Origin of the sequence: Gordonia oryzae, assembly GCF_003797185.1 — a bacterium.
Lineage (GTDB): Bacteria > Actinomycetota > Actinomycetes > Mycobacteriales > Mycobacteriaceae > Gordonia > Gordonia oryzae.
In genome coordinates this window covers 157272-181085 of the sequence record NZ_RKMH01000008.1, presented here as the reverse complement: position 1 = coordinate 181085, position 23814 = coordinate 157272, and the positions used below count along the sequence as shown (strand labels likewise).

Annotated in this window: 25 protein-coding genes; 15 read left to right on the top strand and 10 right to left on the bottom strand. The window is 65.9% G+C overall.

Annotated features, from left to right (window positions below):
• Nucleotides 1-30 precede the first annotated feature (30 nt).
• The 3 genes from EF294_RS12100 to EF294_RS21435 all read left to right on the top strand — a co-directional run bounded on the left by EF294_RS12100 (nucleotide 31) and on the right by EF294_RS21435 (nucleotide 2381).
• Entirely contained in the window at nucleotides 31-936 is a 906-nt protein-coding gene (locus EF294_RS12100) for an acetaldehyde dehydrogenase (acetylating) (protein WP_123930058.1), read from the top strand.
• Nucleotides 933-2000: a 4-hydroxy-2-oxovalerate aldolase gene (gene dmpG / locus EF294_RS12095; RefSeq protein WP_123930055.1), complete on the top strand. Its 1068-nt coding sequence runs from the start codon at nucleotides 933-935 to the stop codon at nucleotides 1998-2000. Before EF294_RS12100 ends, dmpG begins: the two co-directional genes overlap by 4 nt.
• A gap of 84 nt (nucleotides 2001-2084) precedes the next feature.
• The gene (locus EF294_RS21435; protein ID WP_185091050.1) at nucleotides 2085-2381 is read left to right on the top strand and encodes a hypothetical protein; all 297 of its coding nucleotides are present in this window, start codon (nucleotides 2085-2087) and stop codon (nucleotides 2379-2381) included.
• Nucleotides 2382-2521: 140 nt separating this feature from the next.
• Here the strand turns inward: EF294_RS21435 and EF294_RS12090 are convergent, their stop codons facing one another.
• Entirely contained in the window at nucleotides 2522-3325 is an 804-nt protein-coding gene (locus EF294_RS12090; RefSeq protein WP_123930052.1) for a VOC family protein, read from the bottom strand.
• A gap of 78 nt (nucleotides 3326-3403) precedes the next feature.
• Entirely contained in the window at nucleotides 3404-4324 is a 921-nt protein-coding gene (locus EF294_RS12085; RefSeq protein ID WP_123930373.1) for a LysR family transcriptional regulator, read from the bottom strand.
• 99 nt (nucleotides 4325-4423) lie between these two features.
• Between EF294_RS12085 and EF294_RS12080 the strand changes: the two genes are divergently transcribed.
• Entirely contained in the window at nucleotides 4424-5563 is a 1140-nt protein-coding gene (locus EF294_RS12080) for an SLAC1 family transporter (protein WP_123930049.1), read from the top strand.
• Nucleotides 5560-6096 (top strand): hypothetical protein, encoded by a 537-nt coding sequence (locus EF294_RS12075; RefSeq protein ID WP_123930046.1) that lies wholly within the window; start codon nucleotides 5560-5562, stop codon nucleotides 6094-6096. Before EF294_RS12080 ends, EF294_RS12075 begins: the two co-directional genes overlap by 4 nt.
• On the opposite strand, the gene EF294_RS12070 is transcribed toward EF294_RS12075, so the two are convergent.
• Together EF294_RS12070 and EF294_RS12065 are read right to left on the bottom strand one after the other, a co-directional pair.
• Entirely contained in the window at nucleotides 6050-6412 is a 363-nt protein-coding gene (locus EF294_RS12070; protein WP_123930043.1) for a hypothetical protein, read from the bottom strand. The genes EF294_RS12075 and EF294_RS12070 overlap by 47 nt on opposite strands.
• Before the next feature lie 4 nt (nucleotides 6413-6416).
• The gene (locus tag EF294_RS12065; RefSeq protein WP_123930040.1) at nucleotides 6417-7631 is read right to left on the bottom strand and encodes a 3-ketosteroid-9-alpha-monooxygenase, oxygenase component; all 1215 of its coding nucleotides are present in this window, start codon (nucleotides 7629-7631) and stop codon (nucleotides 6417-6419) included.
• Nucleotides 7632-7868: 237 nt separating this feature from the next.
• On the opposite strand from EF294_RS12065, the gene hsaA reads away from it, so the two are divergent.
• From hsaA to EF294_RS21430, 7 genes are all read left to right on the top strand, one after another.
• Nucleotides 7869-9080, top strand: a complete 1212-nt coding sequence (gene hsaA, locus EF294_RS12060) for a 3-hydroxy-9,10-secoandrosta-1,3,5(10)-triene-9,17-dione monooxygenase oxygenase subunit (RefSeq protein ID WP_123930037.1) — start codon at nucleotides 7869-7871, stop codon at nucleotides 9078-9080.
• A 50-nt stretch (nucleotides 9081-9130) separates the two neighbouring features.
• Nucleotides 9131-10039 carry an iron-dependent extradiol dioxygenase HsaC gene (hsaC, locus tag EF294_RS12055; protein ID WP_123930034.1) on the top strand — a complete coding sequence of 303 codons (909 nt, stop codon included), beginning with the start codon at nucleotides 9131-9133 and terminating at the stop codon, nucleotides 10037-10039.
• A 17-nt stretch (nucleotides 10040-10056) separates the two neighbouring features.
• Nucleotides 10057-10632 (top strand): 3-hydroxy-9,10-secoandrosta-1,3,5(10)-triene-9,17-dione monooxygenase reductase subunit, encoded by a 576-nt coding sequence (gene hsaB, locus EF294_RS12050; protein ID WP_123930031.1) that lies wholly within the window; start codon nucleotides 10057-10059, stop codon nucleotides 10630-10632.
• Complete coding sequence (locus EF294_RS12045) at nucleotides 10629-11828, top strand: hypothetical protein (RefSeq protein WP_123930028.1); 1200 nt, start codon at nucleotides 10629-10631, stop codon at nucleotides 11826-11828. The genes hsaB and EF294_RS12045 overlap by 4 nt, the downstream gene beginning before the upstream one ends.
• A complete protein-coding gene (locus EF294_RS12040) occupies nucleotides 11825-12601 on the top strand; it encodes an SDR family oxidoreductase (RefSeq protein ID WP_123930025.1) in 777 nt (258 codons plus the stop codon). The genes EF294_RS12045 and EF294_RS12040 overlap by 4 nt, the downstream gene beginning before the upstream one ends.
• A complete protein-coding gene (locus tag EF294_RS12035) occupies nucleotides 12594-13736 on the top strand; it encodes a sulfotransferase family protein (RefSeq protein ID WP_123930022.1) in 1143 nt (380 codons plus the stop codon). The genes EF294_RS12040 and EF294_RS12035 overlap by 8 nt, the downstream gene beginning before the upstream one ends.
• 512 nt (nucleotides 13737-14248) lie before the next feature.
• A complete protein-coding gene (locus tag EF294_RS21430; RefSeq protein ID WP_185091049.1) occupies nucleotides 14249-14404 on the top strand; it encodes a hypothetical protein in 156 nt (51 codons plus the stop codon).
• A gap of 16 nt (nucleotides 14405-14420) precedes the next feature.
• Here the strand turns inward: EF294_RS21430 and EF294_RS12030 are convergent, their stop codons facing one another.
• The 5 genes from EF294_RS12030 to EF294_RS12010 form a co-directional block, all read right to left on the bottom strand.
• Entirely contained in the window at nucleotides 14421-15554 is a 1134-nt protein-coding gene (locus EF294_RS12030; RefSeq protein ID WP_123930019.1) for an acyl-CoA dehydrogenase family protein, read from the bottom strand.
• Nucleotides 15551-16522: an acyl-CoA dehydrogenase family protein gene (locus EF294_RS12025; protein ID WP_123930016.1), complete on the bottom strand. Its 972-nt coding sequence runs from the start codon at nucleotides 16520-16522 to the stop codon at nucleotides 15551-15553. Before EF294_RS12025 ends, EF294_RS12030 begins: the two co-directional genes overlap by 4 nt.
• 1 nt (nucleotide 16523) lies before the next feature.
• The gene (locus tag EF294_RS12020; RefSeq protein WP_123930013.1) at nucleotides 16524-17690 is read right to left on the bottom strand and encodes an acyl-CoA dehydrogenase family protein; all 1167 of its coding nucleotides are present in this window, start codon (nucleotides 17688-17690) and stop codon (nucleotides 16524-16526) included.
• 1 nt (nucleotide 17691) lies between these two features.
• On the bottom strand, nucleotides 17692-18603 hold the full coding sequence (locus EF294_RS12015) for an enoyl-CoA hydratase (protein WP_123930009.1): 912 nt from the start codon (nucleotides 18601-18603) through the stop codon (nucleotides 17692-17694).
• Nucleotides 18604-18679: 76 nt separating this feature from the next.
• A complete protein-coding gene (locus EF294_RS12010; RefSeq protein WP_246007817.1) occupies nucleotides 18680-19549 on the bottom strand; it encodes an IclR family transcriptional regulator in 870 nt (289 codons plus the stop codon).
• 87 nt (nucleotides 19550-19636) lie between these two features.
• On the opposite strand from EF294_RS12010, the gene cysD reads away from it, so the two are divergent.
• The 3 genes from cysD (at nucleotide 19637) to EF294_RS11995 (ending at nucleotide 23326) form a co-directional block, all read left to right on the top strand.
• The gene (gene cysD / locus EF294_RS12005) at nucleotides 19637-20593 is read left to right on the top strand and encodes a sulfate adenylyltransferase subunit CysD (RefSeq protein WP_185091048.1); all 957 of its coding nucleotides are present in this window, start codon (nucleotides 19637-19639) and stop codon (nucleotides 20591-20593) included.
• 59 nt (nucleotides 20594-20652) lie between these two features.
• Nucleotides 20653-22500, top strand: coding sequence for an adenylyl-sulfate kinase (cysC, locus tag EF294_RS12000; protein ID WP_123930003.1), 1848 nt, complete (start codon nucleotides 20653-20655; stop codon nucleotides 22498-22500).
• 64 nt (nucleotides 22501-22564) lie between these two features.
• Nucleotides 22565-23326 carry a 3'(2'),5'-bisphosphate nucleotidase CysQ gene (locus EF294_RS11995; protein ID WP_123930000.1) on the top strand — a complete coding sequence of 254 codons (762 nt, stop codon included), beginning with the start codon at nucleotides 22565-22567 and terminating at the stop codon, nucleotides 23324-23326.
• A 27-nt stretch (nucleotides 23327-23353) separates the two neighbouring features.
• On the opposite strand, the gene EF294_RS11990 is transcribed toward EF294_RS11995, so the two are convergent.
• Nucleotides 23354-23803 carry a hypothetical protein gene (locus EF294_RS11990; protein WP_123929997.1) on the bottom strand — a complete coding sequence of 150 codons (450 nt, stop codon included), beginning with the start codon at nucleotides 23801-23803 and terminating at the stop codon, nucleotides 23354-23356.
• Nucleotides 23804-23814 lie beyond the last annotated feature (11 nt).

Genomic DNA, 23814 nt, shown 5'->3' with positions numbered 1-23814 from the left:
TTTTCGATAACACTCTCAGAGGAGGCGCAGGTGGCAGCCAAGCTGACCGCGGCGATCATCGGCTCGGGCAACATCGGTACCGATTTGATGTACAAGCTGGAACGATCCGAGGTGATCGCTCCCCGATGGATGGTCGGGATCGATGCCGATTCGGAGGGCATGAAGCGGGCCGCCGACCACGGGCTCATCACGATGAGCGGCGGCGCCGACGAGTTGCTCGCGTCGTCGGAGATGCCGGATCTGATCTTCGAGGCGACGTCGGCCTATGTGCACCGCGAGTATGCGCCGAGATATGAGCAGGCGGGTATCACCGCGGTCGACCTGACGCCGGCCGCCGTGGGCCCGGCAGTGGTGCCACCGGCCAATCTGCGCGAGCATCTCGACGCACCGAACACCAACATGATCACCTGCGGTGGGCAGGCCACGATCCCGATGGTCCACGCGGTGTCCTCGGTGGTGCCGGTTCCTTACGCCGAGATCGTCGCATCGGTCGCATCGGTGTCGGCCGGTCCGGGGACGCGTGCCAACATCGACGAGTTCACCCGGACCACGTCGAAGGGAGTCGAGACGATCGGCGGCGCCGCGCGCGGCAAGGCGATCATCGTCCTCAATCCGGCCGATCCGCCGATGATCATGCGCGACACCATCTTCTGCGCGATCCCCGCAGACGCCGACACCGATGCCATCGCCGAGTCGATCCACAAGCGGGAAAAAGAGATCCAGGCATACGTGCCCGGTTATCGACTGCTACAGGACCCGCAGTTCGATCCGCCGAGCGTGCTCAACGGTGGCCACGCCCGCGTCTCGATCTTCGTCGAGGTCGAGGGGGCCGGGGACTTCTTGCCGCCGTACGCCGGAAACCTCGACATCATGACCGCCGCCGCTACGAAGGTCGGCGAAGAGATCGCCAAACAGAAGTTGGGAGTGTCGGCATGAGCAACGACCTGATGGCCACTGCACGAAAGTATTCCGAGAGCCTCGACCTCCGGATCACCGACTCGTCATTGCGCGATGGAAGTCACCACAAGCGTCACCAGTTCACCACCGACGAGGTGCGGGCGATTGTCGGCGCCCTCGACGAGGCGGGTGTGCCGGTCATCGAGGTCACCCACGGTGACGGTCTCGGCGGATCGTCGTTCAACTACGGATTCTCCGCAACGCCGGAACAGCAGTTGATTGCCGCGGCCGCCGAGACGGCAAAGCGCGCGAAGATCGCGTTCCTGATGTTGCCGGGTCTCGGTACCAAGGACGACATCCGGGCCGCACAGGACAACGGCGGCCAGATCTGCCGCATCGCCACGCACTGCACCGAGGCCGATGTGTCGATCCAGCACTTCGGACTGGCGCGGGAACTCGGGCTGGAGACCGTCGGCTTCCTGATGATGAGTCACAGTCAGCCACCGGAAGTGCTTGCCGCCCAAGCGCGGATCATGGCGGATGCGGGCTGTCAGTGCGTTTATGTCGTCGACTCGGCGGGCGCTTTGGTGCTCGAGGACGTCACCGTCCGGGTGCAGGCGCTCGTCGCCGAACTCGGCGACGACGCGCAGGTCGGTTTCCACGGGCACGAGAATCTTGATATTGCCGTGGCCAATTCGATCAACGCGGTGCGCGCCGGGGCCCAGCAGATCGACGGTTCCATCCGGCGCTTTGGAGCCGGCGCCGGGAACACGCCTACCGAGGCGTTCGTCGGGGTGTGCGACAAGCTCGGCATCACCACGGGCGTGGACTTCATGAAGATCGCCGACGCGGCGCAGGACGTGGTGCGCCCTGTGATGCCCTCGGAGTGCCTGGTCGACCGATCGGCGATGATGATGGGCTACGCGGGCTGTTACAGCTCATTCCTCAAACATGCCGAGGGTCACGCCGAACGCTACGGCGTCTCCGCCGCGGAGATCCTCATCGAGGCCGGCAACCGCAAGCTCGTCGGCGGCCAGGAAGATCAGCTCATCGACATCGCGCTCGAACTCCGGAAGAAGGCCGACGCCAACGCCGGTGTGTAGCGGGCCCGGCGAAGGCTACATCGACACGCTGACCACACTCGTAGATGCGGTCTGCGCAGACCGCATCTACGAACCCTGCGCGTTGTGGAAGCGGTGCTGAAGCCGTGCCGGGGCAAAGCCGGCTTCGATCATCTGGGCTCGGCTCCACGATTCGCCGTGGCTTTCAGTGGTGCCGTCGGCGTGGTGCAGAGCGCCGTCGCGCGACGCCGATTCCACGGTGCACCGCGCGCGGGCGCGACGCCATCGGCGCCGGTATTCAGCGCCGCGTCGAAGGTGGTACGTGCCTCGGCCAACTCCATTACCTGCAACGATGACGCCGTCGATCTCGATGAGGTGGTCGGGAGCAACGATGCCGACGCGATGGTGTCGCGTCGCGGTTAGCGCATCGTGCAGGTCGGGACCTAGGAGGGGACGGATCGGCCCCTCGACACCACGACGCGGCCTGAACCCCCGAGGCGCGGTGATTGCTCGCGCGTTCACCAGTTCAGGCCGCACCGGGGAGGTGCCGCCCGATCCGCCGCCTACATCCCGGCCGGCGGATGGCCCAGGCAGATCATCGCGCCAAACGGGTCCTTGATGACGGCGAGGGTGCCGTACGGGGTGTCCTCACCGGGCATGACGATCTCGCCGCCGAGACCTTCGGCCTGTGCGGCGGTCGCGGCGACGTCGTCGACACAGATGTAGATCTGCCAGAACGACGGGGCGTCACCGAACAGGCCGGTGGAGTCCATGACGCCGGCATAAGCGCTCTCCCCGAAGAACAGCTGCGAGTAGCGCAGAGGCCTGCCGGGGGCAACCTCCTGACCGGTGTTGTCGATGACGGCGTCGGCGCGGGCGCCGACGGTTTCGGTGTAGAACGCCAGTGATGCCGGGTAGTCGCGGGTGGCGAGTTCGAACCAGTAAGGCGCTCCGTGCACACCCCACTCGGTGAAACCGTGATGCTGGTTGGGCTTCCAGAACCCGATGACGGCTCCGGCGTTGTCTACGGTGACCACCATTGTGCCCTCCTCGCCGACTGCCATGGGCGGCACCATGATCTCGCCTCCCGCGGCTACGACCTTCTCGACGGTGGATTCCGGGTCATCGGTACGCAGGTAGAGCGACCAGATGTCAGACGGGCCACCGCCTTCGGCCATGTACGGACTGAGCCCGGCGACGCGTTTGCCGTGCAGGGTGAAGTTCTGATAGCCGCCGAACTCCTCGCGCGGTGGGCCTTCGACCTCCCAACCGAAGAGGGCCTGGTAGAAGTCGGCGGCCTTCGCCGGCTCGCTGCTCATCAGGTCGAACCAGATTGGTGCGCCCGCGGGGGCGGAATATGCGGTCATGGTGAACTCCTGCTTCCGATGACGATTGGTGACAGACGGTTGGCGTCACAAAGGTGAGACCTCCATCCTCGTCGAAACTCATCGGTGTCGCGGCCGACCTGCCGATCTCGTGACGTGCGTGAGGAAGTCGCGTGCCGCACCGGCCCGCGGTTCGTCGCCACCGATCCACACCGCCCGCAGGGCGCGGCGCAGATCGAGCCCGGACACCGGCACGGCGATCAGCCGGCGACCCAGGTCGTCGCGTACCGACAGATCGGATACAACTGCCGGTCCAGCGCCGGCGACGACCGCCGAGCGGATCGCCGCCGTCGTCGACAGCTCGAGCACCGGTTGCGCGCGGGAGGCGGCGGGTCCGAGGGCTTCGGCCAGCATGGTGTCCAGAAAGAGTTTTGTCCCGGAACCGGATTCGCGGGTCACCAGCGGGGTGTGGGCCAACTCGTCGGCACTCACCGCCGTCCGTCGACGAGCCCACGGGTGTTCGGGCGGAACGACGAGCACCAGGGTGTCGTAGGCGACGACGCTACTTCGTACCCCGGGTGCGACCTGTGGGCCCTCGACGAAGCCGAGTTCGACGTCGCCGGACCGAACCAATGCGCAGGCGTGCTCGGAGTTCGTTGCCGTGAATGACACCGTGGGTGCGTGCTCGACGCTCTGCCCGAACGACACCAACCATTGCGGAAGGAGATGTTCGGCGACCGTCAGACTGGCGGCCAGACGCAGCTCGTCGCGTCGTTCGTTACGCAGTGCGGCGAGCCCGGTGTCGAATTCGGAGGCCAGGCCGAGAAGCCGATCGGCCCACTCCGACACCAGGATTCCGGCCTCGGTGGGAGCGGTGCCGGTGGGGGAGCGGGTCAGTAGCGAGATCCCGAGCGTGGCCTCCAATGCCCGCATCCGCGCCGACACGGCCTGCTGGCTGATCCCCAACTCGCCCGCGGCGGCGTTGAGGCTGCCGCTGGTGACCACTGCGAGAAGTGTCTCCAGCGAGGGCAGGTCGGGCATGCGCGGGCTCAACACTCTCCCAGGTTACAACCATTAGTTGTAACTCTTGCAGGTAATCGCCGTCTACCGGCCGCGACGTCGATCGGCGACCGTAGGTGCATGACGTTGCGCGAACCACCGGTCCGGACCCACTTCGCCCACGTGCCGCCGAACTGGTTCGCGACGGTGATGGGCACAGGCATTCTGGCCGTAGCCGCGCACGGGCTTGGGTCCGGCGCGGCGCTGACCGTGCTGTCGGTCGTGTTCTGGTTACTCGCGTGCCTCGTCTACATCGGGGTGATCGCCGCGACCGTCATGCACTGGCGTCGCCACCGCGATGCCGCGCGTGCTCATCTGCGGCATCCGATGATCGCGCACTTCTACGGTGCTGTGCCGATGGCGACGCTGACCGTCGGCACGTCGACCCTGGTGGCCGGCGTCCATGTGATCGGGTCGACCGCCGCGCTCGCCGTCGACATCGTGTGCTTCACCCTCGGCACGCTCGGCGGAGTCGCGACGGCACTGCTGATCCCCGCCCGCCACCTCCTCGGCCGAGCGGGCGACCCCGCAGTACCCGACGGGCCGAAACAGAACCGGCCGGAACCGTTCGGGGGTTGGCTGATGTCGGTGGTCCCGCCGATGGTGTCGGCATCGGCGGCCGCGGTACTCGCCGAGGCATTCGACGAGCCCGGTGCCCGCCGCGCACTGCTGGTCATCGGGCTCGCGGCCTTCGTGTTCTCGTTGGTTCTCGCCGTGCCGATCGTGGTCTCGGTGGTCGGTTCCCTGGTGACGCGGGGGCCGGGGCCCACCGGTCTGGCGCCGACGTGGTGGATCGTTCTCGGCCCGCTTGGACAATCGGTGACCGCGGCGTGTCTGCTCACGCACGTCGCGACCGGGGTGACCGGAGCAGTCACCGCCGGAGTCCTCGGCGCCCTCGCCTACGGCTACGCGCTGACGGTATGGGCCGCGGCGGTGATCTGGATCGTCGTCGCCACCCTCATCACCGTGTGGTCGGTGCGCCGCGGCCTGCCGTTCGGTCTGACCTGGTGGTCGTTCACCTTCCCGTTGGGTACCTTCGTGACCGGGTCGTCGGCAGTGGCGGCGACCACCGGGCACACGGAATTCGCAGTGGTCGCAGGTATCGGATTCGCCGCCCTGCTCCTGGCCTGGGGGATCGTTGCGGCCGGTACCGTCGCCGGGATCGTCGACGGATCCTTGCTCATCGCCCCCGCAAAGGTGCGTGGCACGCTGGGACGGTGAGCGTTGAGAGGATTCGGCCGTTGCTGTGGCCGGCGTTGGTGGTCGTGGGTCTGGCGATTGTGGGCTGTGCGCAGGCCAGCTGGGGTGCTTCCGATCAGGGGGCACAACTTCAGGTGAGCGGGCTCGGGGGGGTCAGCGCCCGAGCAGCCGCGACCGCCGACGTTGAGGTGGCCTTCTCCGCCCACACCGAACGCCCGGCGTTGCTCACTCTTGTATTCGGCATCATCATCGCCCTGGCGGCGTTGCTGGGTTGGTGGAAACCGTTTCGCCGCAACCCCATCGGTGTGCTCGTCGTGTCGGCGGTGATCACGGCGGCGGGGGTGGCGACGATCGTCGTGGCCGCGATGGTGATCGCCGACCCGGCGGGACACCTGTTCGATGCCGCCGTCAATGACGCCATCCAGACGCCGGGCCCGCTGTTGTCGCCGGCGTGGGGTCTGATCGCCACCGCGATCCTCGCGGTGGCGAGCGTGGTGCTCGCACCGCTCACCAGTATCCGTCGGGGTCGGCCTCGGGAGACTGCGCCGGGATGATCCCTTCGGCGACACCGTGATCGATACTCGCCGAGAGCCGCGGACAGGTCCGCATCATCGCCGGGTTGCCGCCGATTCGCCGGATCTCCTCCAGTTCGTCGCAGCGCGCCCGGGCGCTGGGGTTCCATTGCACGCTGGTGTGGTGCGGACTGGTCTTCTTGACCATCACGCAGGCGTGGCAGGAGCGGCATTCGATCTCCGTCATACCGCCGCGCAGGTAGTGGTCGCGGTCGCGGGCGGTGGCCTGGTGAACCCGGGCGAGGAGCTGCGGGTCGTCGGTGTGGTCGGGCGCCTTTGCCCAGCCCGCGCGGGTCACCGGTTCAGACCCGCGACTCGGTCGTCTCGGCGGACGAGTCGGCCTGTTGCGCCTCGAGTTCCTCGCGGCGACGAATGTTCTCCTGCACCTCGATGTTCCAGTTCTCGACGGCCTTGGTGGTGTCGATCTCGTACTCGAAGCGTTGGGTCATCTCTTCGGTGACATCGGCCTTGTCGACGTAGAACTGCTCGTACCAGCGACGCAGCTGATAGACCGGTCCGTCCTCCTCGACGAGGAGTGGATTATCGATGCGCGTCTTGTGCTTCCAGATCTCGACGTCCTGCAGGAATCCGACCTCGATGCCCGCGGTGATCTTCTGGGCCATCTTCTCGGCCTGTTCGGGTGAGAGGCCCTCGGGGATCTTGGCCATCACGCCGTACATGAGGACGAACGAATCGGCGTCGATGGGGTAGTGGCAGTTGGTGAGGATCGTCTCGACGGCGTAGCCGCCGTAGTACTGCACCATCGGATTCAGCATGTACGAGGGTCCGTAATATGCCGCGATCGACTCCAGGCGGGTGTCGCCGTAAGCGGTTCCCAACGAGATATCAGGGCGCCCATGGGAATTCATGTACTGCGCGGCGGTCTCGCCCTCGAAGACGTTCTTGAAGTAGTCGGGGAGTGCGAAGTGCACGTAGAAGAAGTGCGCCATGTCGACGACGTTGTCGATGATCTCGCGGCAGTGGGAACCCTCGATCACGATCCGATTCCACGTCCACGCGGTCCACTGGTCACTGTCGACCTCCGACAGCTCCGGGATGATGATGTCCTCGGGGGGAGGATTGCCTTCCGGGTCGTTGTAGACGAACACCTGCCCGTTGCGAACCATGCTCGGCCACGTCCGGGTCTTGGCAAGCTTCGGGTTGCGCTTGGCGTAGGGAACACCGGCACAGCGTCCGTTGCCCTTCCACAGCCAGCCATGGAAGGGGCAGGCCACGTTGTCGCCCTTGACGCTGCCCTGTGACAGGTCGCCACCCATGTGTCGGCAGTAGGCGTCGAGCACCTGAATCTGTCCCGACGTGTCGGTCCAGACGACGAGCTTGGTGCCGAAGATCTGCACCGAGTGCGGGGTGCCGTCGGCGAACTCGCCCACCAGGCCCAGGCAGTGCCATCCGCGGGCGAAGCGGGTCGGTGGGGTGCCGGTGTCGATCTCCCGCACGCCCGAATCGGCCGCATCGGCGGGCGAGGTTGCGGTCGGGGTGCCTGTGCTCACAGCCATTCGGATCTCTCCCATCGTGGCGCTTCATGCGAATCGCATACGGACAATACTAGAACATGTTACAAAAACTAGTAGCGGGTCGCGGCCGGCGGAACCGGATACGGGCAGGAAATGGGCACAAAGCCCCAGTACTCGACATAAATGAGAACGTGTTCTAGTCTTGGAAGTGGTTACACGTGATGCCGGTGCTGGTTGGGGAACGAGCACACCACAAGACACACAGTGAAGAAAACAGGGATGGGTGAGATGCCAGCACGAGAGAGCGATCCGAGCCACCGCAGCGAGGCCGGCGCGCAGGTCCTGGACAAGATCAATGCACTGCTGCCCGAACTCGAGCAGCGTGCGCAGCAGACCGAGGATCTGCGTCGGATTCCCGACGAGACGGTTTCCAGCCTCGAGGACGCGGGCTTCTTCCGGCTCATGCAGCCGGAGCAATGGGGCGGCTATCAGGTCGATCCGGTGACCTTCTACGAGGCGGTTCGGCGTCTGTCGACGGCGTGCGGGTCTACCGGCTGGGTGTCGGGGATCATCGGTATCCACAACTGGCATCTCGCGCTTTTCGACCAGCAGGCGCAAGAGGACGTGTGGGGCAACGACACCACGGTTCGAATCTCCTCGTCGTACGCCCCGATGGGGATGGGCGAGGTTGTTGACGGCGGATACAAGGTGAACGGCAACTGGGCGTTCTCATCGGGATGTGATATCGCCGACTGGACCTTCGTCGGCGGTCCGGTCATCAAGCGAGGCAAGCCCGTCGACTTCGTCAGCTTTTTGCTGCCGCGCTCGGACTACACGATCAAGGATGTGTGGAATGTGGTCGGGCTCAAGGGCACCGGCTCCAACACTCTCGAGGTCAAGGACGCCTTCGTCCCGACCCATCGCGTGCTCTCGATGCGCGCCATGGCCGAATACCGTAGCCCCGGCCTCGAGCGGAACACCGCACCGGTCTACAAGATGCCCTGGGGCACCATCCATCCCAGCGTGATCTCGACGCCGATCATCGGAATGGCCTACGGCGCCTACCATTCGCACGTCGAACATCAGGGCAAGCGCGTTCGTGCTGCCTATGCGGGCGAGAAGTCCAAGGACGATCCGTTCGCCAAGGTCCGGATCGCCGGCGCCGCCAGCGATATCGACGCAGCCTGGCGTCAGGTGTCGGGCAACCTGCAGGCCGAATACGACCTCATCCTGGCCGGCGAGGAGATCCCGATGGAGTTGCGGCTGGCCGCCCGGCGCGATCAGGTGCGCGCCACCGGCCGCGCGATCGAGTCGATCGACAATCTCTTCGAGAACTCGGGTGCCGGTGCGCTGAACGTGGATTCGCCGATCCAGCGGTTTTGGCGTGACGCACACGCCGGACGCGTCCACGCCGCCAATGACCCCGAGCGGGCCTACGTTGCATTCGGCAACGGGGAGTTCGGGATTCCCGTCGGCGACACCATGGTGTGATCCACGCCGATTCGGTGGACAGTACACGCGAGGACAGGAGCACCCAGCATATGACCGACAGTCCGATCCGTTCCCTGGGGTACATGCGCATCGAGGCGACCGACGTCGACGCCTGGCGCGAATATGGCCTGAAGGTTCTCGGCATGGTGGAGGGCACCGGAACCGTCGACGGCGCGCTCTACCTGCGGATGGACGACTTCCCGGCGCGCTTGGTGATTGTGCCGGGCGAACACGATCGGCTGGCGTCGTCCGGCTGGGAATGCGCCAATGCCGCAGCGCTGACCGACGTCCGACATCGTTTGTCGGCGGCCGGCGTCGCCTATCGCGAGGCCACCGACGCCGAACTGCTCGAGCGTCAGGTCGTCGAGATGATCGTGTTCACCGACCCGGACGACAACACCATCGAGGCATTTCACGGTGTGGCACTGCAGCATCGACGAATCGTCTCTCCGTACGGTCACCGCTTCGTCACCGGTGAGCAGGGCCTCGGGCATGTGGTGCTGACCTGCTCCGACGACAAGGCTGCGCTGGAGTTCTACCGTGACGTCCTCGGCTTCTCGCTGCGCGATTCGATGCGACTGCCACCGCAGGTCGTCGGCCGGGAAGAGGGCGGCGAGGTGCCGTGGCTGCGCTTCCTCGGCTGTAATCCGCGACATCACTCGCTGGCGTTCCTGCCGATCCCCAATTCGACGGGCATCGTGCATCTCATGGTCGAGGTCGAGAACTCCGACGACGTGGGTCTGTGCCTCGACCGGGCGCTGCGCCGCAAGGTGAAGATGTCGGCAACCATCGGTCGGCACGTCAACGACCTCATGCTCTCCTTCTACATGAAGACTCCCGGCGGATTCGACGTCGAATTCGGTTGTGAGGGAAGAACCGTCGCTGACGACGACTGGATCGCCCGGGAGAGCACCGCGGTCAGCCTCTGGGGCCATGACTTCACCGTCGGATTCTCCTGAGTAGCGGTGAGTCTGCCATGAGCGCCCACACCCCCTATGGCTCCGCCGATTTCGACTCCCGGCAATTCCGGACCGCGATGGGGCAGTTCTGCACCGGCGTCACCGTGATCACTACGCTCAACGCCGACGACCAGCCGGTCGGGTTTGCCTGTCAGTCGTTCGCCGCGCTGTCCCTCGACCCGCCACTGGTGCTGTTCTGTCCGCAGAAGACCTCACGAACGTGGTCGGTGATCGAGCAGCGCGGTGCCTTTTGCGTCAATGTGCTCTCGAATCGTCAGCAGGACGTGAGCGCGAACTTCGGTGCGCCGCGCGAGGACAAGTTTTCCGGCGTCGTCTGGGATCCCTCGCCTGCGGGGCTGCCGGTTATCCGGCACTGCCTGACCTGGGTGGAGTGCACCATCGAGCAGGTTGCCGACGGAGGGGATCACCACATCGTGATCGGCCGCGCTCAAACGCTGGGAGAAGTGCTGCAGGACAAGCCTTTACTGTTCTACCGCGGTGGGTATCTGTCCACCGAGCACCCGCGCGTGACTCCGGTGCAGGCCGAACTAGAGCACTTCCTGACCTGGACCGGAGGAGACACGTGGCTATGAGCGCACCGAGTATCAACATCACCCAACAGGCCACCAAGCCGTTCACTGATGCCATCGCCGAGGCCGAGAAGCTGATCCGCTCAGCGGAATTCGTGAGCAGCGAACAGGATTTGGCCGAGGGGCTCGACTATCTCGCCGGCAGTATCTCGGCGATCGGTCACCTGGTTCGTACTCGCAACCTCACCCACCCGGTGTTCGTCGCCTCGACCGGACCATACACCAAGATGGGCCTGGACAACCCCGACACCCTCTACTACCACGCCGACATCGACCCCACCGGCACCTACCGGGTGTGGGGTCGGCGAGGTACCACCGCTGACCTGAGTTTCCAAGTGCTGCGCGGGGATTACACTCCCGATGCGGTACCGGGCGGCGACGACGCCTTCGACGACAGGCGTATTACCATCGCCGACGACGGCGCCTTCGAGATCGTCTTCCGCCCCGCGGGCAGCGCCCCGGGCGGCGCGGACGAGTTCGTCCTCCCCGACGGCGCCACCACTCTATCGGTGCGTGAGGTCTACACCGACTGGGCCCAGCGCAAGGGCACCATCGCCATCGAACGCGTTGACACCAGCGGAACCGCGCCCACCGAACCGGATCTCGAACGGGTCATCCGTCGCTACCGGACTGCGGCCAAGATGTTGACCGCGCGCATCAACACCTGGTTCAACTTTCCTCGGTGGTTCTACCTCGACGAACCGGTGAACACCTTTACCCCGCCGCGGCTGACCCCCGGTGGGCTGGCGACCCAGTTCTCGTCGGTTGGCCACTATCGTCTCGCCCCCGACGAGGCGATCCTCGTCACCGTCCCGAAGTCCGAGGCGCCCTATCAGGGATTCCAGCTCGGCAGCCTCTGGTACATCTCACTGGACTACGTCCATCATCAGACGAGCCTGAATTCTGCTCAGGCGCAGGTCGATCCCGATGGCATGATCCGCATGGTGATCTCCCATACCGATCCGCACATCACCAACTGGATCGAGACCACCGGGCGCGAACGCGGGATCATGCAGTTCCGCTGGCAGCGGACCGAACGTCCGATCACCGGAGAACAGGGCCCGACGGCACAGGTCATCGACGTCGGCGACGTGATGGCGCATCTACCGTATCCCGACCACAACCGGGTCGATGCAGACGCCTGGGCCCAGCGAATAGCGCAGCGGCAGCGAGGCTTTGCCGGAAGGATGCTCGCATGAGTGACGGGCTACTCGCCGGCAAGGTTGTCGTCGTGTCGGGTGTCGGGCCAGGGCTCGGACGGTCGATCTGTCTTCGGGCCGCGGCCGCCGGTGCGAGTGTGGTCCTCGCCGCTCGGACTGAATCCCGGCTCAAGGAGGTGGCCGCTGAACTCGACGCGCCCACGCTCGTCGTGCCGACCGACATCACCGACGACGACGACGTCGACGCACTGGTGAGCGCCGCGGTCGGTGAGTTCGGTGGTGTCGACGTACTGGTGAATAACGCTTTCGCGTTGCCATCGATGAAACCACTGGCCCGCACCGACTTCGACCAGATCACCGCGAGCCTGAACCTGACCGTTCTCGGGACTCTGCGCGTGGTCAAGGCATTCACCGATTCACTCGCCGAGAGGGGTGGGTCGATCGTCAACATCAACTCGATGGTGATCCGTCATTCCGAGCCCCGGTACGGCAGTTACAAGCTGGCGAAGTCGGCGATGCTCGCTATGTCGCAGACACTGGCCACCGAGTTGGGGGACAAGGGTATTCGGATCAACTCGGTGGCACCCGGCTACATTTGGGACGACCAGCTCAAGTGGTACTTCGGGGAGGTGGCCAAGAAGTACGGCATCACTGCCGAACAGGTATACGAGCAGACGGCGGCCCACTCTGATCTACATCGGCTACCCGAGCCGGATGAGATCGCCGACGCCGTGGTCTTCCTCGCCTCGCCGATGGCACGCGCCATCACCGGTCACACCCTCGATGTGAATTGCGGTGAATACCATGACTAAATCGACGTTGACGACGGTGGGCACCGTCGACGACCTCCACGAATCAGCGATGCGGGCGACTGGTCTGGACGATTTCGGTGACGACGGGTACCGGGAGGCGCTGGCGATCCTGCTCGGCTCCTACGCCGAAGAGGCCGGGCTCACCGAACTCGGCAGCAAGATGTTCCGCTACTTCCTCAAAGGGGCGCTGGTGGCACGTCTGCGCAGCGAGGCGTCGTGGAAGGCCAACCCCGGCTATGTCGACGTGCCGATCACCCGGCCGATTTTCGTCACCGGATTGCCGCGCACCGGGACCACCGCACTGCATCGGCTGCTCACCGCAGATCCTGCCCATCAGGGCCTGGAGATGTGGTTGTGCGAGGTCCCCCAGCCACGCCCGCCGCGTGAGACATGGTCGGACAATCCGGTGTTCACGCGGATCGATGCGGGCTTCGCGCAACACCATGTGGAGAACCCGGAGTTCCTGGGACTGCACTACATGGATGCGGCCGAGGTCGAGGAATGCTGGCAGTTGTTGCGGCAGAGCATGATGTCGATCTCCTACGAGTCACTGGCGTACCTGCCCACCTACTCGCGCTGGCTCGCCGGCCAGGACTGGACGCCGGCGTACGCGCGACACAAACGCAACTTGGCGCTCATCGGCTCCAACGACCCCGAGAAACGCTGGGTACTGAAGAATCCCAGCCACCTGTTTGCCTTGGATGCGCTGATGTCCACCTATCCCGATGCGCTGGTGATTCAGACGCATCGTGCGCCGGAAACGATCATCGCCTCCATGTGCAGCCTCGCCGAACATGCCACCCCGGGGTGGTCGACGACCTTCGTCGGCGAGCGGATCGGTGCCGCACAGCTCGAACTGTGGTCGCGTGGCCTGCGTGAATTCTCTAGTGCCCGAGAGCGATACGATTCCGCACAGTTTGTCGATGTCGAGTTCGACGAATTGCGGGCAGACCCGTTCGGCGTCGTCGACCGCGTGTATGCGGCATTGGGGACTTCGGTGTCCGACGCGGCGCGAGCGGCGATGCGGGTGCTCGACGAGGAAAGCCGTTCGGGGGCGCGAGCACCCCGTCACACCTACCGGTTATCCGATTACGGCCTCGATGAGGAGACGGTGGCTCAGGCTTTCACGGCCTGACATCTCCGGCGCCCTCTGAGGAGGGGATCATCGCCGGTCTGATCGGTTGGTGTACACCACCGGCCACCCGTCGAGTAGGCAAAGAGTCGGAGCCGACAGGCTCACCATGATGGATGACCACGAGCCCAAGCGGTCGCTGCACAGCAACGTGGGTCGTCGATGTCGGGCGAGGTGTCGGTATCGGCTGTCGTGGTCATATCGAGGTTCTCTCCACTGTTCGCTGGGTGAGGTGGTCAATGACCTTGATATGGTTGCCGCCACCGGGCAGGTACGGACGAGCGGATCGGGCTTCGCCGGAAAGATGCTGCGGGCTCGGCGGGTTCGCGCGCGTTGCACACAGCGCGGTCTCTCCTGTCGCACCGAATCAGTGCTCGGCATCCGCATGCCGTCGAGACCGCCCCGGTGGGTATCCGGCACCGAGCTGACCGTTCATCGCGGAGAGCATCCGGACACCGAGGGACCATCGAGGGACGCGGTGGTCATCGACAGCGTGACGACCTACAGCGACGCCGATGGCATTTCCGCCCGATAGCGCGACGAACCGGTACTCGCGCCGACGCCAGACAACTGGTATCCCGCAGAATTCGGACCCGCTGGCCGTCGCCGGCTCGGGAATCCGGTTGTCACTGACGATGGGCGGCATGTCACCGCCGACGTCGACGCGCTAGGTGTGCTCCCCCGGTGTCATGGGCCGGTAGGGAGTACCGTCGGCACGTGGCCGCGCAGCCGCGCCACCATGTCGGCGACGACCTCGTGCGGTTGGCCGAACAGCTGGGAACTCGATTGCGCGCGTTTGAAGTACAGATGGATGTCGTGTTCCCAGGTGATGCCGATGCCGCCGTGGATCTGGATGGCGTCTCCGACGACGCTAGAGTAGGCCTCCGAGCAGTGGACGCGGGCGGCCGCTGCGAGGTGCGCGGCGTCGGCCGAACCGGAGGCGAGTGCGTAGACTGCGGCCCGGGATATCGCACGCGACGTCGCCACGTGCGCGTACATCTCGGCCATCCGGTGTTTGAGTGCCTGGAACGATCCGATGGCGCGGCCGAACTGCTCGCGCTCCTTGCTGTACCCGACGGTCAGGTCGAGAGCACGGGCGGCGCCACCGACCTGCTCCGCCGACATCAGAGCCCAGGCCGCGGTCCGGATCGCGTCGATGGTCCCGGCACGGGCGGTGATCGTCTCGGCAGGCACGTCGTCGAAAGTCACCGACGCGAGCGGACGCGTCGGGTCGAGTAGTGGTTGTGCTGTGATCGTCACACCTTCGGCGTGCGCATCGACGTCGTGGACGGTGAGACCGGCGTCGGTGCCGGCGACGACGAGCAGACGATCGGCGGATTCCGCGTCGAGAACATAATGGGCTGTGCCCGAGAGCAGTCCGGCCTCCGCGCGGACACCGGACGACGACCATCCCGACGGTGCCGCCCAACACAGCGCGACGATCGACGTCCCCGCGGCAATCGCGGGCAGCAACCGCGCGGAAGCCGCATCATCTCCAGCGGTCAGCAGCGCGGCGCTCGCGAGCGCCGCCGAGTACACCGGTACTACAGATAGCGAGCCCCCGAGTTCCTCGAGTACCACTGCGGTCTCGACGAAGCTCGCCCCGGCACCACCGAACTCCTCGGGGATGGGCAGTGCAGTGACCCCGATCTCGGCCGACAGCGTCTGCCACAACCCTCGGTCGATTCGCGGTGTGCGCGACAGCGACGTACGCAGCGCGGCGGAACCACCCCGCTGTTTGAGCAACGCGCCGATCGACTCTCTGAGGGCGTCGCGCTCCTCGGTGGAGATGGATTCGCGCACAGCGGGTTCGGTGGTCACAGCGTCTCCAGGATTCGCGCCCGATGCGCGGCGGGGGTACCCCACGCGCCGATCAGGGCGCGGGTCTTGGTCAGATACAGAGAGAGATCGTGTTCGGCGGTGTAACCGATGGCCCCGAGCACCTGCAGAGCCTGACGCGACGCCAGGTACGCCGCATCGGCGGCGGCCACTTTCGCCGCGGAGATGTCGCGACCCACGTCGGTGCCCTCCGGGGCTCCGCCGTCGACGCCGACGGCCGCACCGTGAATCAGCGGCCGTGCCATCTCCAACGCGATGGCGACATCGGCCAGATGGTGCTTGACGGCCTGGAAGGAGCCGATGGCGCGGCCGAACTGCTTGCGTGCCACTGCGTACTCCGATGCGATCGACAGCATCCGATCACCCAGACCGAGCAACTGAGCTGCGATGGCCAGCGCACCGAGATCGGCTGCGACGGTGCCGTGTATCTCGGTGGCGACCGGTTCGGACGCGCTCACCTCGGAGACCGTGCGGGCCGGATCCACTGTGCGGTGGGTGGCGGTGATCTGCGCCGTGGACAAAACGTCATCGGTAAGGAGGTACACCTGTGACGCGGCGTCGGCATCGGCGGCGCGCGGCGCCCACGGTGCCGCCGCCACCGACACCAGCCGACCCTCGGCGATGGCGCCGAGGTCGTCGGCGGCATCGGTGCCGGCGAGCAGAGTCGGTGCGACAGCCACTGTTTCGGCCAGCGGACCAGGGACGCCGTGACGGCCGAGGACCTCGGCGACCACGACCATCTCCACCGCCCCCGCGCCTGCACCGCCGTGGTCGTCGTCGATGAGCAGCCCGAAGACGCCGGTGTCGGCGAGTTGGCCGAAGACCCTGGCGCCCGGCGCACGGTCCCCGGCTGCCCATGCGCGGGCGACGGCGGGACTGTCGGCCTTGGTCAGCAGCGCATCGACGCTGTCGGCGAGGTCGTTGTGGAAGTCGGCGAGCTGGAAGTCCATGTCAGCGATCCCCCCGCGGTAGGCCGAGGAGTCGCTCGGCGATCACATTGCGTTGAATCTCGTTGGTGCCGGCATAGATCGGTCCCGACAGCGAGAACAGGTAACCGTCGAGCCACGCATCGTCGAGTTCGGCGTCGGAGCCCTGAAGGTCCAGGGCGGTCTGGTGTGCTGCGATGTCCCACTGACTCCAGAACACCTTGTTGATCGACGACTCCAGGCCGAGCTGTCCGCCGGCGGCGAGTCGGCTCACCGTCTGATACGTCGACAATTCGTATGCGCGAGAGCCGATCCACGCGTCCGCGACGCTCCTATCGGTCGCCGCGGTCGGTGGAACACTCTCGCCGCGTGCCTTCCACAGTTCGACGAGCCGGTCGGTGGTCGCGAGGAACCGGCCGGGGGAACGCAGTGACAGTCCGCGCTCGTTGGCGGCGGTACTCATCGCCACCCGCCACCCGTCGTCGACCTCTCCGATCACCCCCGATGCTGCGGGATCAGCCGGGTCATCGGGGACGAATACGTCTTCGAGGAACAGTTCGGCGAAACCGGGTTCGCCGTCGAGCTGGGCGATCGGACGCACCGTCACCCCGTCGACATGCAGGTCGAACATGAAGTAGGTCAAGCCCTTATGTCGTTGCTCGGACTTGTCGGTCCGGAACAAGCCGAATGCGCGATCGGCGAAGGACGACCGCGAACTCCAGGTCTTCTGGCCATTGAGCAGCCATCCGCCGTCGGTGCGGGTGGCACTCGAGCGCAGCGACGCCAGGTCGCTACCGGCTTCCGGTTCGCTCCACGCCTGACCCCAGATGTCGTCGGCGCGTGCCATCCGCGGCATGATCCGGGACAGTTGCTCGGTGCTCGCGTGCTCGAACAGGGTGGGCGCCAACAGGAAGACGCCATTCTGGCTGACCCTGCCGGGTGCGCCGGATCGGTAATACTCTTCCTCGAAGATCAGCCAGTGCAGCAGGGGCTCGTCACGACCGCCGTACTCCTCGGGCCAGCTGACCACCGACATCGCGTCGGCTGCCATCGTTCGCTCCCACGAGCGATGTGCCTCGAAGCCCTCGGCGGTGTCCATCGACGGCAGTGGCTCTGAGGGAACATGCTCGGCGAGCCAGCTGCGGATCTCCGCGCGAAATGCTTGTGCCGCATCATCCAACAGATAGTCCACGTCAGGACCCCGACCCGGCGGCAGCACTCTTCATCGACTTCGTATCCATCCCTCCCAACGAATCCCCGCCGGAGGATTCGGCGTTGGCCGAGTGTGCGAAGTGGTGCCAACCGAAGACCGAGTCCATCGCGTTGCGCATGCCCATCTGGTCCTCGCAGATGTTGACCGCCTTCTTCGACAAGAACAGGCCCTGCATCGGCATCTCGACGATCTTCTCCGCGATGCTGTTCACTTTGCCCGCGAGTCCATCTCGTTCGACGACATGATTGACCATGCCCCACTCGGCGGCCTGGGTCGCGGTGAAACGTTCGCCGGTGAACAAGATCTCCTTGGCCCGGCGGGGGCCGAGGACATACGCATGGGCGAAGTACTCGACGCCGGGAATTCCCATGCGGGCGACCGGGTCGGAGAAGAATGCGTCGTCGGAGGCGACGATGAAGTCGCAGACCCACGCCAGCATGAGCCCGCCGGCGATACATGCCCCGTGTACCGCCGCGATCATCGGCTTGGGGATGTCGCGCCACCGGCGGCACATTCCCAGGTAGACCTCCGTCTCGCGGGCCAGTCGCTGATCGGCACCAGACTTGCCGGTGTGATCCCAGTGCAGGACAGCAGCATTCTCGTAGTAGGTCTCGACATCGCGCTCGGGAGTACCGATGTCGTGGCCGGCTGAGAAGTGCTTGCCGTTGGCCCGCAACACGATGACCTTCACCGACTTGTCGTCGACGGCCTTGCGAAACGCGGCGTCGAGCGAATAGGTCATCACCGAGTTCTGCGCGTTGCGGTACTCGGGTCGGTTGAGGGTCACATACGCGACCGCGTCGGCCGGACCGCCGACCTCATAGGCGACCGGGGAGGTGTCGGGTCCGAGATCGTCGGGACCCAGGGGTGGTGGGATGACGGCGTCGCTCATGCCACCGAGCGTAACCTAGCAAGTGCTTGGTTGGTAGTGCGGGCGTGGCAGGCCGTGACTGCCCGGATCGTCAGCTCTAGGGCGAGACGGCGCGACAGTGCTCGGAGAGTCCCGCGGCGCACCCACGTGCCGCGTCGACGAGGCGATCGAGCTCGGTGCGATCGACGTGGCCGCGCGGGCAGACGACGACCGAGGCGTGGACGGCACCGGCGGCGTCGAACACCGGTGCGCCGATGGTGACCGCGGCGATCGTATTGTCGCCGAGTTCGTCGGGTAGGTAGTCGATGGTGCTGATTTGCTCGAGGAGTTCGTCGACACGCAGTCGAACACCCGCGGGCACCTTCAATGAGTCCAGCGTGGCCATCAGAGCCACGTGGTCGTCGGTCATCCGCTCGATCGAGGCGCCGCGGTCGCGGATAGCGTCGAGGACGAGTGCCAGACGGGTGCGCAGCGGTGCCGGAGCCGTGGCGATCCACGACGCGCGCTCGGCCGGTGGCGCCCAGGCGAGAAACTCGCGGCAGGCCGGCGGACGTAACGGCATCCTGGCATTGGCTGTCAGCAACTCCGCCGAGCCCGGGGCTCGGCCCGGTGGTGCCGACCCCACCACGATGGTGATCTCGTCACCGACCCGTCGTGCCAGGAAACAGTGCAGGCCCACCTGTTCGGCGAGTGCGTCGAGGACAGGGCCGGCTCGACGGGTGAGGTGATCGGCCCGCGAGATCGCGACGGCGAGGCCGACGAGACGACCACCCAGCGAATAGCTTCCATCGGGAAGGCGCGTGGTCCATCCGCGGGCTGTCAATTCGCCGAGGATCGCGTGTGCCGTGGCGCGCGAGTGCCCCGTGCGGCGGACAATGTCGGCGAGGGACAACGGGCCGTCGGCAATCCCGAGGATCTCGATGATCTCCACGACGCGTGCAGTCGGCGGCGAAGGCGACCGTGTCACCGACGAGTGGGGTGGATGTTGACCCGTCTGGCCTGTAGCGCCTAGCGTATCCGTCACATAGTCAATACTGAATGTCGAATATTCGACATGTCAAGGGAGCGAAGAGTGACAGCGTCATCCGCGAGCACGCCCGTACGCGGGCACTACGAGCTGAGCCATCTCGACGCGCTCGAGGCCGAGTCGGTCCACATCTTCCGTGAGGTCGCGGCGACCTTCGAACGGCCGGTCTTGCTGTTCTCCGGCGGCAAGGACTCGGTGGTGATGTTCCACCTCGCTCGCCGGGCGTTCTGGCCTGCCCCGATCCCTTTCCCGCTCATGCACGTCGACACCGGCCACAACTTCGACGAGGTCATCGACTACCGTGACCGGGTCGTGGCCGTGACCGGCGTGCGGCTTGTGGTCAGTTCGGTGCAGGACGACATCGACGCCGGTCGCGTCGTCGAGCAGACCGGCCCAGGCGCGAGCCGCAATCGGCTCCAGACCACCGCCTTGCTGCGCGGCATCACCGAGAACGGATTCGATGCGGTGTTCGGTGGGGCGCGCCGCGACGAGGAGAAGGCTCGGGCAAAGGAACGCGTCTTCAGTTTCCGGGACGAATTCGGCACGTGGGACCCCCGCGCCCAGCGGCCCGAGCTGTGGCACCTCTACAACGGCCGCCACCACAAGGGCGAGCACATCCGGGTGTTCCCGCTGAGCAACTGGACCGAACTCGACATCTGGCAGTACATCGCCGAACAGCACATCGAGTTGCCGTCCATCTACTACGCCCACGAGCGTCAGGTGATACCGCGCGACGGAATGCTGTTGGCCGACACGCGGTTCCTCGAGCGACTGCCGGGGGAGCAACCCCACACCGAGCGCGTGCGATTCCGGACGGTGGGCGACGCGACCTGCACGGGCTGCGTCCTCAGCGACGCCGACACCGTCGAGGAGGTCATCGCGGAGGTGGCGGCGACGCGGATCACCGAACGAGGCGCCACCCGCGCCGACGACCGCATCTCCGAAGCGGGTATGGAAGATCGCAAGAAGGAAGGCTACTTCTGATGTCGCAGATTCCGATGCCCCAGAGTCCGATGCCCCAGAGTCCGGGGTCTCAGGCCGAGATGCCAGGCGCCACCGGAGAACTCCTCCGTATCGCGACAGCGGGATCGGTCGATGACGGGAAATCGACGCTGATCGGGCGCCTGCTCTTCGATGCGAAGTCGATCTTCGCCGATCAGCTCGAGTCGATTGAACGGACCAGCGCCGAGCGCGGCGACGAGTACGCGAATCTGGCGTTGCTTACCGACGGATTGCGCGCCGAACGTGAACAAGGCATCACTATCGACGTCGCCTACCGCTACTTCTCCACGCCGAGAAGAAAATTCATCATCGCCGATACCCCGGGGCACGTGCAGTACACCCGCAACATGGTCACCGGCGCGTCGACCGCGAATCTCGCGATCATTCTCATCGATGCGCGCAAAGGGGTTCTCGAACAGACCCGGCGGCACGCCTTCCTGTCGTCGCTGCTCGGCATCCCGCACTTGACGGTGTGCGTCAACAAGATGGACCTCGTCGAGTGGTCCCGGGCGCGTTTTGACGAGATATGTTCGGAATTCGTCGATTTTGCGGCCAAACTCAACGTCGGTGAGATCACCTTCATTCCGATCTCGGCACTGCGTGGTGACAACGTCGTCGACTCCTCGGTGGCGATGGACTGGTATCAGGGCCGAACATTGTTGAGCCATCTGGAGAACGTGCACATCGCCTCCGACCGCAACCTCATCGACGCGCGGATGCCGGTGCAGTACGTGATCCGGCCGCAGCGCAGCGACGGCGCTGATCACCGCGCCTACGCCGGCACGGTGGCCGGCGGGGTCTTCGCCCGCGGTGACGAGATCGTGGTGCTACCCAGTGGTTTTACCACCACCATCACCGAGATCTGGGGCCCCGGTGGGACGAAGGTTGACGAGGCGTTCGCCTCGATGGCGTGCTCGATCGAACTCGCCGACGAGATCGACATCGTCCGTGGTGACATGCTCGCCCGACCGAACAACCGGCCCTACGTGGGTCGCGACGTCGATGCGATGGTGTGCTGGTTCTCGGAGGACTCGAGGCTGACCGAGCACAGCAGGTTCGCGCTGATGGCGGGTACACGTACCACCCGCGCCGAGATCACCGGTCTCACCTATCGTCTCGACGTGAACACACTGCACCGTGACGAGGCGGCGACGGCGTTGCACCTCAACGAGATCGCGCGCGTGACGCTGCGCACGCAGCAGCCCGTCATGTTCGATTCGTATCGGCGCAACCGGGAAACCGGGAGCTTCATCCTCATCGACGAGGCCACCAACAAGACGGTCGGTGCCGGCATGATCACCGCCCCGGTCAGCCACGATAGCCATATCGTCTGGCAGACCACCAAGGTCGGTCGAGAGCACCGGCCGTACGTCGGCGCGACGGTCTGGCTGACCGGACTGTCGGGGTCCGGTAAGTCCTCGCTGGCAATGGAACTCGAGAGGCGATTCGTCGCCGAGGGTCGACCCGCCTACTTGATGGACGGCGACAACCTGCGGCACGGACTGAACTCCGACCTCGGATTCGGCGACGACGATCGCCGCGAGAACATCCGGCGCACCGCCGAGGTCGCGGCACTGTTCGCCGACTCCGGAGCCATCGCGATCGTCTCTCTCATCTCGCCGTTCGGTGACGAGCGCACCCGGGCGCGAGAGATCCATGCCGAACGCGGGCTGCCGTTCTTCGAGATCTTCGTCGATACCCCCCTCGACGAATGCGAGCGGCGTGATCCGAAAGGGCTGTACGCCAGGGCCCGACGTGGTGAGATCAGCCAATTCACCGGCATCGACTCGCCGTACGAGCGCCCCGAGCACGCCGACCTCGTCGTGACCCCCGCAGACGGTTCCCCGTCGGCAGCTGCCGACGCGGTCCTGCGTAATCTGGGCCTGTAATGCTCAGGTCGTGGCCAGCGGGGACGTCGCGGGCCGATCGAGGAATCGAACATGGGAGACGAGGATGGACGATCGAGCACTCGCAGGTGAGTTGGCAACGGCCGCAGGGCATCTGCTGCTTGAGCTTCGCGCAACGAGTGGCTTGACGGGCAAAGACCTCGGCAAGGCGGGGGACCTGCGCTCCAACGACCTGCTGATGCGCCGTCTGGCCGAGGAACGGCCAGATGATGCGGTGCTCTCGGAGGAGTCCGCCGACGACAAGTCGCGATTGGGTGCGCAGCGCGTGTGGATCGTCGACCCGGTCGACGGCACCCGCGAATACGGCATGCACGGACACGCCGACTGGGCTGTCCATGTGGCGCTGTGGTCGGCCGATGGTGGCGGCACACTGATCGCGGGGGCCGTGGCCCTGCCTGCGTTGGCGGTCACCTATGTCGACGACGACCTCCCGATCACGCCCACCGACGGGCTGGCGAGTACCCCGAAGGGCGAGCTGCCGCGGGTGGTGGTGAGTGGCTCACGGCCCCCGGCGTTCTCGCAGCCGGTGGCCGACGCGATCGGCGGCGAGGTGTTGTCGATGGGATCGGCAGGCGCCAAGGCGATGGCCGTGGTGCGCGGTGAGGCCGATGCCTACGTGCACGCCGGTGGCCAGTACGAGTGGGATTCGGCGGCGCCGGTCGCCGTGGCACAGGCAAAAGGCTTGTGGTGCGGCCGGATCGACGGCTCGTCGCTGGCCTACAACCGCGACGACACCTACTTGCCCGACTTGGTGATCTGCCGACCAGAGCTCACCGAACGGATCATCGCGGTGACGTCTGCGAGCTGAGAACCCCCGGCGGGTCGCGCCCCAGGGTCAGTTCGGTAGGCGTCCGGCGACGAGGTCGGCGATCAGCGCATCGGGGTAGCCGGGACACACGGCGGTGTAAATGTCGATGACCACCCCGAGTCGGGTGTCGTCGGCGGTGGCGCCGTTGGCGCGCAACACCGCCGCCTGCGTCGACCGATCCAGCGTCACGAACTGGCGGCACGTCATCGTCGTCGAGTTCGGTGGCGCGGGCACGTCGCTGATCGGCGCTTCGGTGCTCGAATCGGGCTGGGTGGCATCCGGTTCTGTCGCATCGGGAGCCGTGGAGTCGTCGGGATCGGGGGAGTCGGTGGTGGCGTCGGGGTCGGTGGTCGTCGTGGAGATCGACGCGGCGGCCGGGTCGGCCACCGGGTCGCCGCTGACGGTGCACGCGGGGACCGCCGCGAACACCACCGCGGCCAGCGAGATGGTGACCACTCGGATTCGGCGTGTACTCATAGTGACTCGGT